Origin of the sequence: Neobacillus citreus (assembly GCF_018343545.2) — a bacterium.
Lineage (GTDB): Bacteria > Bacillota > Bacilli > Bacillales > Cytobacillaceae > Neobacillus > Neobacillus citreus.
In genome coordinates this window covers 39,679-53,652 of sequence record NZ_JAGYPE020000020.1, presented here as the reverse complement: position 1 = coordinate 53,652, position 13,974 = coordinate 39,679, and the positions used below count along the sequence as shown (strand labels likewise).

At 39.5% G+C, this 13,974-nt stretch carries 12 protein-coding genes; 2 read left to right on the top strand and 10 right to left on the bottom strand.

The window, feature by feature from the left end; translation table 11 throughout:
* Nucleotides 1-3: 3 nt before the first annotated feature.
* From KHB02_RS12885 to KHB02_RS12875, 3 genes are all read right to left on the bottom strand, one after another.
* Nucleotides 4-921, bottom strand: coding sequence for an ABC transporter permease (locus KHB02_RS12885; protein WP_213145570.1), 918 nt, complete (start codon nucleotides 919-921; stop codon nucleotides 4-6).
* 36 nt (nucleotides 922-957) lie between these two features.
* The gene (locus KHB02_RS12880; RefSeq protein ID WP_213145569.1) at nucleotides 958-1,893 is read right to left on the bottom strand and encodes an ABC transporter permease; all 936 of its coding nucleotides are present in this window, start codon (nucleotides 1,891-1,893) and stop codon (nucleotides 958-960) included.
* Between the two features lie 95 nt (nucleotides 1,894-1,988).
* The gene (locus tag KHB02_RS12875; protein WP_213145568.1) at nucleotides 1,989-3,599 is read right to left on the bottom strand and encodes an ABC transporter substrate-binding protein; all 1,611 of its coding nucleotides are present in this window, start codon (nucleotides 3,597-3,599) and stop codon (nucleotides 1,989-1,991) included.
* Nucleotides 3,600-4,217: 618 nt separating this feature from the next.
* On the opposite strand from KHB02_RS12875, the gene KHB02_RS12870 reads away from it, so the two are divergent.
* Nucleotides 4,218-5,699, top strand: a complete 1,482-nt coding sequence (locus KHB02_RS12870) for an aldehyde dehydrogenase family protein (protein ID WP_213145567.1) — start codon at nucleotides 4,218-4,220, stop codon at nucleotides 5,697-5,699.
* 136 nt (nucleotides 5,700-5,835) lie between these two features.
* Here KHB02_RS12870 and KHB02_RS12865 read toward each other — a convergent pair whose 3' ends face one another.
* The 6 genes from KHB02_RS12865 to KHB02_RS12840 all read right to left on the bottom strand — a co-directional run bounded on the left by KHB02_RS12865 (nucleotide 5,836) and on the right by KHB02_RS12840 (nucleotide 12,119).
* Nucleotides 5,836-6,210 carry a nuclear transport factor 2 family protein gene (locus KHB02_RS12865; RefSeq protein WP_213145566.1) on the bottom strand — a complete coding sequence of 125 codons (375 nt, stop codon included), beginning with the start codon at nucleotides 6,208-6,210 and terminating at the stop codon, nucleotides 5,836-5,838.
* Between the two features lie 239 nt (nucleotides 6,211-6,449).
* Nucleotides 6,450-7,856: a M28 family peptidase gene (locus tag KHB02_RS12860; protein ID WP_213145565.1), complete on the bottom strand. Its 1,407-nt coding sequence runs from the start codon at nucleotides 7,854-7,856 to the stop codon at nucleotides 6,450-6,452.
* Nucleotides 7,857-8,158: 302 nt separating this feature from the next.
* Nucleotides 8,159-9,292, bottom strand: a complete 1,134-nt coding sequence (locus KHB02_RS12855) for an MBL fold metallo-hydrolase (RefSeq protein ID WP_213145564.1) — start codon at nucleotides 9,290-9,292, stop codon at nucleotides 8,159-8,161.
* A 99-nt stretch (nucleotides 9,293-9,391) separates the two neighbouring features.
* On the bottom strand, nucleotides 9,392-10,369 hold the full coding sequence (locus KHB02_RS12850; RefSeq protein ID WP_213145563.1) for an aldo/keto reductase: 978 nt from the start codon (nucleotides 10,367-10,369) through the stop codon (nucleotides 9,392-9,394).
* A 14-nt stretch (nucleotides 10,370-10,383) separates the two neighbouring features.
* Nucleotides 10,384-11,247, bottom strand: a complete 864-nt coding sequence (locus tag KHB02_RS12845) for an aldo/keto reductase (protein WP_213145562.1) — start codon at nucleotides 11,245-11,247, stop codon at nucleotides 10,384-10,386.
* A 116-nt stretch (nucleotides 11,248-11,363) separates the two neighbouring features.
* Nucleotides 11,364-12,119 carry a carboxymuconolactone decarboxylase family protein gene (locus KHB02_RS12840; RefSeq protein ID WP_213145561.1) on the bottom strand — a complete coding sequence of 252 codons (756 nt, stop codon included), beginning with the start codon at nucleotides 12,117-12,119 and terminating at the stop codon, nucleotides 11,364-11,366.
* A 213-nt stretch (nucleotides 12,120-12,332) separates the two neighbouring features.
* Between KHB02_RS12840 and KHB02_RS12835 the strand changes: the two genes are divergently transcribed.
* A complete protein-coding gene (locus KHB02_RS12835) occupies nucleotides 12,333-12,881 on the top strand; it encodes a TetR/AcrR family transcriptional regulator (protein WP_213145560.1) in 549 nt (182 codons plus the stop codon).
* Between the two features lie 113 nt (nucleotides 12,882-12,994).
* Here the strand turns inward: KHB02_RS12835 and KHB02_RS12830 are convergent, their stop codons facing one another.
* Nucleotides 12,995-13,501: a sugar O-acetyltransferase gene (locus KHB02_RS12830; protein WP_213145559.1), complete on the bottom strand. Its 507-nt coding sequence runs from the start codon at nucleotides 13,499-13,501 to the stop codon at nucleotides 12,995-12,997.
* Nucleotides 13,502-13,974 lie beyond the last annotated feature (473 nt).

Sequence of the window (13,974 nt, the reverse complement as noted above, 5' to 3'; positions counted from 1 at the left end):
CCCCTATTTGCGTTGAACCTTTATGTGGGGATCGAAGGCATCACGAATCGCATCCCCCAATATGTTAAACGCGATTGACACAATTAATAGTGCTAAACCAGGGAAAATGACCAATCCAGGTGTAGACGTAATATATTGAAATCCCTCTTGAATCATATTTCCCCAAGCAGGTGTAGGTGGTTGAACACCGACCCCGATAAAACTCAAACTAGCTTCAATCCGAATAGAAGTTGACATGTTCAAAGTGGTCATAACAAGAAGCGGCCCTAAGATATTCGGAAAAATGTGCAGCAACATGATTCTTAAGTTCCCGCCGCCAAGGGAAATGGCTGCTTTAATATATTCCTTTTCCTTCACTTCCATTGTTGAACCACGAGCCACCCGTGCGATACTAGGGATTAATCCAATACTAATTACTACAATTAATGTGGTCATACTGGATCCCAGCGCTACTAGCACCATAAGTCCAAATAAAAGCATTGGAATGATCATAATAGACTCTAAAATTCTCATTAAAATATCATCAATCCATCCACCTTTATAAGCGGCGACCATTCCAATGAAACCGCCAGCAATAGAGCTTATGGCTACAGATAAAAAGCCAACGAAAAGAGAAGTCTGTGAACCTAAGATGATGCGGCTTAGAATATCCCTTCCAAAGGGGTCTGTTCCCAGCCAATGGGAAGACGAAGGTCCTTGTGCACGGTTTACCACATTCTGGGCAATGGGATCATATGGCATTATGATGGGAGCAGCAATGGCAATTAATAACATCGTTATTAGAATAATAAAACTTACGATCCCAAGTTTGTTTTTTCTAAAGGTTTTCCATTCCATTGATTTTGATTTAGTAGCTTTTATTTTTTTATATTGAGATGGGTTTTCCAGAAGATTTGGATCATTCTCCAAGGAATGGGGCATGTAATCAGCTCCTCTCTTCATTCCTTTTACTAAAATTTAGTTAGGTCTAATTTTGGGATTTGCAATGGAATAACTTATGTCAACAATTAAATTAACAACTATGACCAATACGGCAAATAATATTAAACAGCCTTGAAGTATTGGAAAATCCCTTGTTGATATTGCCCCAACTGCTAAGCTGCCCAATCCTGGACGACTGAAAATCGTTTCAGTAATGACAGCCCCGCTTATTAGAGCAGTTATGTCCAACCCAATGACTGTAATGACGGGAATTAAACTGTTTCTCATTGCATGCTTAAAGATTACGATTCTTTTCGGTATTCCTTTTGCTCTTGCGGTCCGTATATAGTCTTGATTGATTTGCTCGAGCATGCTAGCCCTAGAAAACCTCATTAATACACCCGAAAGAATTAAGCCAAGTGTTAAGGAAGGAAGAAACAAATGAGAAAGCACTCCCCAAAAACCCTCCCCTTCACCCATTGAGGGAAACAAATCTACCTTTAATGAAAGTGTAAATATGAGGATAATCCCCAACAAAAACGGAGGGATTGAGACCCAAGTCATTGATATTACTCGAACTAAATTGTCTATGAGAGAGTTGGGTTTTAGGGCAGATAAAATCCCGCTAGGTATACCAATTACACATCCTATAAAAATACTAACTACACTTAACACCATTGTGTGCCAAAAATTATCAAAGATTAGATTCATCACAGGTGTACCTGAAGCAATGGATACACCCAAATCCCCCTTCAAGGTATCCCATAAAAATACAACATATTGCTGCCAGATCGGAACATTTAGTCCTAATTGTTCACGTAAATTTTGAAGTGCTTCTTCACCGGCACTTTCTCCCAAAATCGCTAAAGCGGGATCTCCGGGGAGAACCCGGAGAGCGAAAAATATGATACTAATCGTTATAAACATAGTGGGAATGGCGACTAAAATTCTTCGGATGAGGTATTTAACCATATAGGCTCCCTCCAATTATCTATTTCTAAGAAATTACTACATTTTAAAACTCTGTTAAGGAAAAAATCTACTTCTTTTTTATTGTAAGAGCGTTGTTACTTTATGCTTGTCGTCTCGGTAATTGGATAAAAATAGCTCATCGTACCTTTAAAGTCATATCCTAATACCACATTTTTACTTCGTACAAGTACACTTTTTGTTTGGGCTAAAGGAACAACAACATAGTCGTCCATGATCTGTTTTTGAATCTCTTTGTACATTTCCTTCGCTTTATTGGTATCTAATTCTTTTCCTGCTGCCTCAATTAATTGGTCTGATTTATTAAAGTGCGAAAAATTAAGTTTTGCTGTTTGCATACCAACGGTTGAAGGCCCGTAATAATGGTCTACCAACGCGAAAGCAGCATGAGGCTTTGGTGATCTACCATAAAGCACAAGACCATTTAAATCTTTTCGAATATTAGCTCCATATGTTGGAACATCTACTTTATTTAACTCCATATTTATTCCCACTTTTCTAAGTTCTTCTTGAATAAAAGTCATCAATTTAACATAGGTGTCCCGAGAGCTCAGAAATTGAGGAGGGAGTGTGAGTCCATTCGTATATCCTGCTTTTGCTAATAATTCTTTCGATAATTCAGGGTCGTATTTATAAATCCCCAAATCAGTGTGCCCGAATATTTTGCTTGGAATTGGGCCCGAAGCTAACTGTCCTGCGGAACTTGACCCATATACTTCTTTTACATATTTCTTAATATCAATCGCATGTGCAATAGCCTTTCTTACTTGAATGTCGTCAAATGGCTTCATTGCTGTGTTCAAGAAAAGTCCCCAAAAAATATTAGGCTCAGGAAAATCTAAAACCATATTTGTTTTTTTCTCCATTTGTTGCAGCCAAAGATGGTCACCCTCACCTAATGCCATTTGAATTTCGCCTTTTTCTAATGCCACATCAATAGCATTTCGGTCACTCATGATTAGGTACTCAATTCGATCCAATTTAGGTTCCCCGCGAAAGTATTTAGGATTTTTCTCTAAGACTACTTTTTGGCCTTGTTTATATTCTTTTAACATAAAAGGTCCAGTACCTACCGGTTTTACCATCGAATCTTTTCCTGCAGCTTCTATTGCTTCTTTTTTGACAATTGCCCCTGCAGAACCATCCATTAGAATTCGAAGAAGAAATGCAGAATCTGGGTTTTTTAAATAAAATACTGCAGTATAAGGATCAGGTGCTTCAACTTTTTCTATTACTGATAACTCTGAATTAAATGGAGAGCCTGTTTTAGGATCTAGTAATCTTTCAAAAGTCCACTTTACATCGGACGACGTAAATTCCCCGTATCCGTTATGCCACTGGACACCTTTACGAAGATGAAAAGTCCAAATTGTTCCTTCCTGATTCGTTTCCCATGACTCCGCTAAATCTCCTTCAATTTCCTCTCCTGAAACTGTACCTGGTTTAAAGCGAATTAGTCCATTGAATATTGGCTGGGTTACTGTGAGGTCTGATGCTGTTGAGTTGAAATGAGGATCCAACCGTGTCGCGTCACTAGTCAGTGCAACTTTTAATACTTTTTCTCCGCTCGATTTATTTTGGGTTGTCCCTGTGGACTTCTTTGCTGTTTGATTGGAAGAGCATCCTGTAAGAGCTAAAATCATACTTAACAATACCAAAAATCCTATATTTAACCATTTTCTTTTCACCTTTCACGTCTCCCCCTTCTACCTCAAAAAAGAATTCTGTTTCCATCATTTTAAGAGATTTAAAAAAGCCCATTATAATGTCTCGTTTCGCCAATGCAAGAAAACCCTTTCATTTCTAAAGCTTCTATCCAACATTCTCAAAAGAAATCTATTAAATCACCCTTTCTTTTTGCCTAGCTACTCACGTTCTATTTATTAACCATGCAATAATCATGCCAATCTCATAATGGTAATTACCAATATATAAAAACACCATTTTTATCCTAGTTTTCTGAATTTCTGTTTCACTTATAAAACTACATGTCTTAAAACTAAAACAGAAAATGATTGAAATTGATGTTTCCAAAATTACTTGATATTAACAGTTTTGTATGCAGAATGACTTTCAAATAAAGGAAACAGCTTAAGTAAAAGTGATTTTTTAAAAATTATTTTTCGTTAAATATCTAATAAATCATTTTGGCATGGTTTTTGCATCATTAACAATCAAGGAGGTGGATTCAGTAAGGATTATTAGAATAAACCGAATTTGTCGGGTGTAAATCGGAAGGTCATGATTTTATTAATTGAGGAAATATTTCTGTGTGACAAATATTTTGCATATATGGAGGAATGTAAATGGTACAAACATTGGAATTAAACCAAAAGGTGGCTGAATTTCTAAAAGGTACTAAAAAACTGTTTATCAACGGGAAATGGGTTGAATCTGTAAGCGGAAAGACATTTGAAACCAAAAATCCTGCAACCGGCGAAGTCATTACCACCGTATATGAAGCCCAAGAAGCAGATATTGATCGTGCTGTAAAAGCTGCACGGGAGGCATTTGATATTGGTCCCTGGTCTAAACTAACTGCTTCTGATCGAAGCCGTCTTATCTATAAATTAGCCGACTTAATGGAAGAGAATTTAGAGGAACTAGCACAACTTGAAACATTAGATAATGGAAAACCGATTAATGAATCTAAATTTTTTGATGTTCCGACAGCCATTGAACACTTTCGATATTATGGCGGCTGGTCAACTAAAATCGTCGGGCAGACCATCCCGGTAAACGGTAATTTCTTTACCTATACTAGACATGAACCTGTAGGTGTAGTTGGCCAAATTATTCCTTGGAATTTTCCTCTTTTAATGGCCGCTTGGAAATTAGGGGCTGCACTTGCAACAGGTTGTACAGTCGTTTTGAAGCCAGCAGAGCAAACGCCGCTGTCAGCCTTGTATTTAGCTAAGTTGATACAGGAAGCCGGTTTCCCTGATGGAGTGGTTAATATTGTTCCGGGATTTGGAACGACAGCAGGCGAACCGCTGGTAAGGCATGAAATGGTTAACAAAGTCGCCTTTACTGGATCAACAGTAGTGGGAAAACAGATTATGCGCCTTGCCTCTGATTCTCTCAAAAGAGTGACATTAGAGCTTGGAGGAAAATCACCGAATATTATTCTTCCAGATGCAGATTTGACAAAAGCTATCCCTGGCTCACTGATGGGGATCATGTTTAATCAAGGGCAAGTTTGCACTGCCGGCTCTCGTCTGTTTGTCCAAAAGAAAGCGTATGATAATGTCGTAGCTGACCTTGTCTCTTATTCAAAAAGTATCAAACAGGGACCGGGGCTAGATTCGAATACGCAAATGGGACCACTTGTTACAGAAAAACAGCAAAATCGCGTGATGAGCTATATTGAAAAAGGGCAGCAAGAGGGGGCTGAAATGTTAACAGGTGGAAGAAATCCATTTGATAGCGGGTATTTTGTTGAGCCGACGATATTCTCAGCCGTAGAGGACAATATGACAATTGCAAGGGAAGAAATTTTTGGCCCGGTCCTTGTTGCTATGCCGTTTGATGATTTAGATGAAGTAATAAAACGTGCCAATAACACTGCTTATGGCCTTGCTGCAGCCGTTTGGACTGAGAATGTTCGCAATGCTCACTATGTAGCTAGTAAACTACAAGCCGGGACGGTCTGGGTCAATAGTTATAATGCTGTAGATGCAGCCGCGCCATTTGGTGGTTTCAAGCAGTCCGGAATTGGGCGTGAAATGGGATCTTATGCGCTTGATGCCTATACTGAAGTGAAAAGTGTTTTTGTTAATATGGATTAAGGTTAGGTTGCTTGAAGTAAACTTAATAAGAATAGGTTTTACTTTGGCAACAGTGCGATAAGGTTTCCTACGGCCGAAAGACCATCCATTTGGATGGTCTTTCTTATATGTGTACAGTTAGGGAAGGAATCCTAGCTCAAAACACGCCATTTTCATTGGGAGAATTCTCCGGTATAGGCTGACCTACATCCCACAATTCGACGATGGATTCGTTATGGAAGCGGAATATATGGACCACTGCCACCCCAAGGTCATCAGGTTTTTGTTTTATATGGGAGTAAACTACAACCATTTCCTCATCTTCAATGACACGTTTTACTTCAAGGCTTTTGTTAGGATTCTGGGCAGCATTCTCTTCCATTGCGAGCATTAGAGAGTCAGCATCTCCACGGAAAAAAGGATTATGATGGCGAAAATCCGGACTAATGTACCTACTGTATGCTTCGCGCACTTCCCCCGACGCAACCAGTTGCAAAAACGACACAGCATTTTCTTTTAAAGAGTTCTTCATTGCAAATCTTCCTTTCTTTAAAGTGTTACTCTTAGACTAACTCTTTGTAATTATACTTTGATTTAATTCTAACGAAAAATTTATCGTTTTTAAAAAATTATTCGTGTTTTTTAATAAATCTGAAAAAAACCCCGACATTAATCGGGGTTCTCGCTGTGATACTTCCAATGGAGATGAGCACCAGGTTTGTCTGCGGGCGATGTCAGGCACCATTGAAAGAACCACTTCTTCTATTCGATTTATGCTCCCGGTGGGCGGTTTTCAAAGTCGTAGTCGACCGGTTGCGGTGCTACTCTTGAATGTTGTAGGGCCGGGGTGTCCGGTCGAGCAATTTGATAGACGGAAGCACCGACAATTTCAGCTGTTTCTTGCAGTTTGTTTTTGTCAATTTTGTCTAACGTATCAGCAGGTGTGTGATACCATGGCTCGAGCGGGGAGTGAATGAATAAAGCTGCCGGTATGCCTAGTTCATGGAATGGCTGATGGTCACTTCGTCCCAATTGGCCATACGGAACGACTTCGCCCAATGCCGTTCTGTCACCTGCAGCGGAAGCAAGATCAGTAACCAAGTTTTTCTTGCCATCAATGGTATACATGATTAAACCGTTCGCCTTATTGTCGCCGCCAGCATCTTTGCTTCCGATCATATCCATTTGGAAGTGGGCCACGATGCGGTCAGCTTCATCAGCACTTAATGTCCCTGCATAATGGTAGGAACCTAACAGCCCCAGTTCCTCAGAGCCGAATGTCACAAAGCGAAGCTCTGTATCAGTCGGTGCATCGGCCATGACTCTTGCAAGCTCCAGGACAGCTGATACACCGGAGGCATCATCGTTCGCTCCCGGTCCGTTTTGAACAGAATCATGGTGTGCGCCAATCATAACAACTTGTCCGGTGTCTTTGTTTTTATTTGGCTTCATTTTGGCGATTACATTATAGGAGGTTTTTTCTTCCACACCAGATCCTGTGACTTTAATATGGGCTGTTAGTGTGCCGTTTTTCAATTTCTCTACCAGTGCCAAACCTTGGGCTCTAGTAATCGCAACGGCAGGAATATTTTGACCATAAGTAGCTTGGCCAAACGCGTTCGATGTACCGGTATTGTTGTACATCACAACCCCAACTGCACCTTTATCAAAAACATTTTGTACCTTTTGGACGAAGGTGATGTCGCCTCGTTCAATCAGGGCGATTTTCCCTTTTACGCTGTCAGGCACCGTACCCGCTAGCGCCTTACCCACATCCACCAATTCTGCTGTTACCTCTCCACTGTACGAACCAGAAAACACATAGGGCTTCAAATTCTCCCCGCCAATTTCCAATAAGCCGCTGACGTTATTTCTAACAACAGTATAGATGGGGAAAGGCTGCACCTCTGTCTCATAGCCATATTGTTTAAAATGGCTCTCTATGTACTGAACACCTCTAAGTTCTCCAGGAGTCCCTGCCTGGCGAGGAACTTCTGATAAATAGGCAATGTGGTTATACATGTTGTCAGCACTTATTTTTTTGATAATCTTGTTATCAAATGCGGATGCCGCATTGGTGTTTGGTACACCTGCCTCCGGTCCTTTGGCATAGGCACCATTGACACTCAAAATTAATCCCGCCGTTAACAAAGCAGCCATCGTTTTTTTCCGTTTCATCGTACTCCCCCTTAATATTTGTAAGCGATTTCCAGTAAATTATCATTTAATTTAATAGTTTAGTAAACTTCAATAGTTTTACAAAAATCTACAGATTCATCCATTATGACAAACCTTTTTACTAGATAGCGGCTGAGAATAAATCTATTTATGTCGAGAAGTATATAAATAACGAAAAAAGATAGGTCTACAATCCTTATCACAATAAAAATAGGACTCGTCTATAAAATGCGAGTCCAGTAACGTCTTTCATCTTAGAAATAGTCAATTTTTTTCCTTAATGATAAAGGATTGTGCCATTTTTAATTGTTCTTTTCATCTTTTTTACCTACTTCATTTAATTTTGTCCACCAAGAGGAGCTAGGAATGGAGAACTCCCCATCTAATGGAACTGTTTCGCCAATTTTAGGAGCAATTATATTAACTCCTGATTTTTTGGCTTCTTTTATTGCTCGTTCTATCGGTTCTGTCCAACCATGATAAGCAAGGGTAAAGGCTCCCCAGTGAATTAACATCATATTCTTGCCATTTACGTCTAAATGAGCCTGAACCGATTGTTCAGGTGTCATATGAACCCAAGACCAACGCCGGTCATATTGTCCGCCTTCGATTAACGTAAGATCAAAAGGTCCATATTTCTTCCCAATTTCTTTAAAATGTGTGTCATAACCGCCATCTCCGCTAGTATAGAAACGTGTCTTCTCTCCAAGAATGACCCATCCGCCCCAAAGAGTGGAATTTCTATTTAATGGTCCTCTGCCAGAGAAGTGTTTGGAAGGGGTGAATGCCACCGTTAAGCCTTGAAACTTTGATTCATCCCACCAATTTAATTCTGTTATTTTTTCTTTTTTAACTCCCCAATTAATCAAGTGTGCACCTACACCAAGAGGAACGTAGAAATGATTGACCTTGTTCTTTAATTTTTTAATAGATGGATAATCTAAGTGGTCGTAATGATCATGAGTAATAAAAACAGCATCAATTGGCGGCATTTCATCAATAAGATGCAGCATATCTTCGCTGTAACGTTTGCTTCCTACGAACGAAACAGGTGAAGCAACTGGACCTAGCATGGGATCTACAAGTATTTTTTTATTATCAATACTAACTAAAAAAGCCGAATGACCAAACCAAGTTAAACTATCTTTCTCACTTTTAATTTGGTTCCAATCGATCTCGGAAACAGGAATTTGACCTTGAGGATTACGGTCTTTAGCACCGGAAATATTTTCCTCAAGCATGGAGAAATAATCCGCTGCGCCCATATTTAACTTTGTTCGTTCTGGATTGATAAATTTACCATCCACATAATTGGCCAACTTACTAAATTGCTCTTTTTGTTTTTTACTTGGGTTGCTACCGAAAGCTGGACTTATGTTGATAAACAATAAGATGAAAATTAGTAATACAAATAAAATAAGTAATAAATAAACCATAACCTTTTTCTAATCCCCTCCCCTAGCCCTTTAACGTTAAAAAAAGGGTGTATACATTATACACCCTTCTTTATCCACTTCATCAAGAGTTTATAACTCTTACCTCCATTTACCTGTTAATACCTCTGTTCGATCCGTTGCAGGTGAAGGTGTTCTTGATAAATTGGAGATTTCAACGTACATGTCTTCTGTCATTTTAAAATCGGCAGCTGCTAAAGAATCTTCCAATTGATCCAAATTGCGTGCACCAATGATTGGAGCAGTTACAGCAGGATTTGCTTTTACCCAAGCAACGGCTAGAGTTGCAGGTTTCACATTATGTTCTTGTGCATATTTGGTGAACTGTTCAGCCGTAATATAATCTTCATCAGCACCGTAACGGTCACTGTATCGGGCATTTTGGACAAGGCGGCCCTGCTCAGGACGTTTATTCACTCCATATTTTCCTGATAGTAGTCCAGCACCAAGCGGGCTGTAAGTAATAACACCCATTTGTTCGGAAGCAGCCATTGGTAAAATTTCCACCTCTGCTTGGCGTTTAACCAGGTTATACATCGGTTGGATTAATTCAAAACGAGCAAGTTGTTCTTTTGCAGAAATTCCTAATGCCTTTGTAATTTGCCAAGCAGCCCAATTGCTTACTGCCGGGTAAAGAATCTTCCCTTGACGCTGTAAGTCGTCGAGTGTCCGCATCGTTTCCTCCATTGGAGTTTGTTCATCAAAATCATGGACGAAATAAAAATCAATAAAATCCGTCTTTAACCGACGCAGGCTATTTTCAATACCTTGCATGATATGTTTTCGGGACAAACCTCTAGCATTCACATCAGCACCCGTGTTCCAGAACACTTTTGACGTTAAAACAATTTCGTCTCTTTCATGTGCAATACACTCTCCTAAAATTTCCTCGGAACGCCCATAAACATCGGCAGTATCGAAAAAGTTGATACCAGCTTCCCGACAACGTTTATACATTGCTTTAGATTTTTCTTCATCAGCGTCCCCGCCAAAAGACATGGCACCAAAACATAAATTTGAAACTTTAATTCCTGTTTTTCCTACTGTACGGTATTCCATTATAAATCTCCTTTTTATTTCAATTTCCCGCCAAATACAGGGAAGAAGCTATGCTCACCATAATTCTGGATGTGCTCCACTTTCTTCAAAGTCTCCATATCTGCATCGCTGATAGCAAAATCAAGCTCCGCATTGTTTCTCATGTGATCCGGATTTGCCGTCTTAGGAATGACTACAAGACCAAGCTGTAAGCAATAACGCAGGCAAAGCTGAGCAACAGATACTCCATACTTATCTGCAATTACTTTAATTTCTGCATTATCCAGAACGGCACCGTGTGCAATAGGTGAATATGCCTCTACCAGGATGTCATTCTTCTGGCAGAAATCAATTAGTTCAAAAGGAGTATTGCTCACATGTGCCAATACCTGATTTACCATAGGCTTGATCTCACAGCTTGCAAGAAGATTCTCTACATCATCCTGAAGAAAGTTGGAAAGACCGATTGCCTTTACCTTGCCTGTCTTATAAGCATCCTCCAAAGATTTCCATACTTCTTTGTTTTCCTCGAAGTAACGGTTCTCCTCACGGAACTCCTTCCAAGGCTGTGGGCTGTGGATAATCAGAAGGTCAACGTAATCCAGTCCCATCTTTGCTAAAGACTCATCAAGGGAATTTGTTACTGCATCATAGGTCTTTGCTTCTGCTGCAACCTTTGTCGTGATGAAAAGTTCTTCTCTTGCAACACCACAGGAACGAATTCCTTCACCTACACCAGCCTCATTCATATAAGCCTGAGCAGTATCAATATGACGATATCCGATAGATACCGCATCACGCACTGCCTGTGCTGTTTGTGCATCGTCAAGCAGCCAGGTACCAAGACCTAATTTCGGAATTTCTACACCATTTGATAATTTATAAGTTTCATTAAACATGCTTTTGTCTCCTTTGAGTTGTTATATTTTTTTGTACCTTGTCATCAAATAAAACTCTTCAGTCATGCCGGATAAAAGTTTTGCAAATAATATGCGGAATCCCCTATTCTACTTTCTTAACTTTCTGGAATCATTTCATTGATGCAAGCTAATGCGTTCAGTGTTCTCGGAAAGCCCATATATGGGAGGCATTGAATGATGGCAGTGATCAACGTTTCCTTGTCATTGCCTACATTTTTGTTACCAAGCACATGTGACTTTACTTGGCCTTCAGCACCGCCCAGGCTACTTACGATGCACAGTGTCAGCAATTCCCGCGTTTTCAAATCGAGTCCACCACGGGTATAAAAGTCTCCAAAGCAGAAAGCCGAAAGATAATCCTGCATATGTTTTTGATTTACGGGGGCAGCCTCTCGCATTTTTGCGATTATCTCACCAAAAATCTCTACTTGTACGGATAGTCCCTTGTCAAAGCGATTTTCTTCATCCACCTGCTTTTGGCTTTCGATTGGTAATGCAATATTCTTTGCTCGGAAAACCTCATTGACTTCATTGATGGCGTTTAATGTTTTTGGAAATCCAATGTATGGAGCACACTGGTAAACGGCCTCTTTGATTTCTACAGGTGTGAGACCGACATTCAGTGTGGCAGCTACATGTGCCTTGAGCTGAGGCAGCGTTTGGTTAGTAGTAAGAACTACTAAAGTGATAAGTTCACGTTGCTTGTCATCCAGATTTCCTTGATAGAACACTTCCCCAAAAATGAAGCGGCTAAGGATGTCCTGAAAATCAGGATCAGTAGCGTATGCGACTGGTACTCCATTTCCGAATAGCTGTTTATATTTTTCTTTGCTCTTTTCAATGCGGTCCATAACTAAGCCTCCAGTTTGAAGAAAGTTTACTTTTAATATTCCAAGACATATAAAACATGCTGCTTAAAAAATTAATATTGATTGATTAATCAACAACTGTTTATAATTATAAAAAAGTCCTTCATACTTTCAATGGTTAAAATAACGCAATTCGTTGATTACTCAACAAATCAATTAAAATTGTTGATTATCTTAGAAAGACTGGTGAATGAAATGCCTAAAGTAGATAGAAGAATAGCCAAAAGCCAAGTAGCAATCAAAAATGCTGTAACCGAACTGATGGCTGAAAAAAGCTTTGACGACATTACCATTCAGGATATTGCTGACAGAGCAGATGTTAATAGAGGAACCATCTATCTTCATTACACCGATAAATACGACCTCTTGGATAAGATGATTGAAGAACATATGGACAATCTCCGAGAACTATGCCAATTGGCGGCTGAGATGACGTTTCAAGAAGGAAATTATGTCTGGTACGAATACTTTGAGCGTCATTATTTATTTTTTTCAACGATGTTAGCCAGTAAAGGTGCACCCTATTTCCGAAGTCGTTTTCTCGATTTAGTTATTCAAGAGTTTAGAGCTGAAGTGGAGACAACCGAAGGGAAAAATCAAGGATTAAGTGAAGATGTTATTCTTCAATTTTTTGGTTCAGCGGTCGTTGGGGCAGTGGAATGGTGGTTCAAGAATGGAATGCCTTTGTCAGCTCGTGTAATGGCAGAGCAGACGGGGGCATTGTTGGACAGAAACCTGGAATAGGGGTCAATAAAAAAAATGAGGGTGTCCAAAAAGCAGGTCAAAGCTTTTAGACGCCCTCTTTTATCTCATTCTCATATGTTTTTTTAATTTATTAAAAAACAGAATTGCTTCTATTAGGTTTCGTTGATTTTGATCTTTTTTGCAGGCACACCGCCTACAATGACATTTTCAGGTACATCTTTGGTCACAACTGCACCTGCGGCGATGATGGTACCATCACCAATGGTCACACCAGGGACCACAGTGGCATTTGCTCCCACCCAGACATTGTTACCAATCACAATTGGTGCAGGTTGCAAAGTACTGCGCTTTTTCGGATCAATGTCGTGATTGAGAGTAGCCAACACGACATTATGTCCGATGAGAACACCATCACCAATCGTAATGCCGCCCTGATCCTGAAACCGGCAGCCCGAGTTTATAAAGACATTTTTGCCGACAGTGATGTTCTTCCCGCAATCTGTATAAAAAGGAGGAAACATTGCAAATGCTTTATCTACCGGTTTACCTGTCAACTGAGAAAACAATTCTCGAATTTCTTCCGGAGTATGATAATGTCCGTTCAGCTCGGCGGTTAACTTCAATGCTTCCTGCGAAAGATTGTGCATCATCTGGTGCATTTCCGAACCGCCCTCAACTGCTTTACCTTGGTTTAAGTGTGCTAAGAAATCATGAATATCTATTGGTTTCCTCCTATAGACAAATCTTTCTATTTAGTTAATCCTTTCTACAAGGGCGCCGACGTCTGCCTAATTTATTGTCCCCGTTTGTTTAAATTTATTATTTAAGATTCTCGCTAATATAGGGAATGCCTGAAGTTAACATATCATTAATAAAAGAGGCACACCGATATAGTAAAATTAATTAGTGTGTTCTATTCATTAATACTAGGCTCTCTCTTAGCAAGATTAATCAACGTCTGTTTATCATTATAAATAGAACCAAGATGCTTTCAATGGTTAAAAAAACTCATTTCGTTGTTTACTCAACAAATCTATAAAAATTGTTGATTATCATTTAACAATTTTATCAATAAAGATAATCCATTCTATGATATTATTGATTAATGCTTATAACCATTCTAAATTCTTTT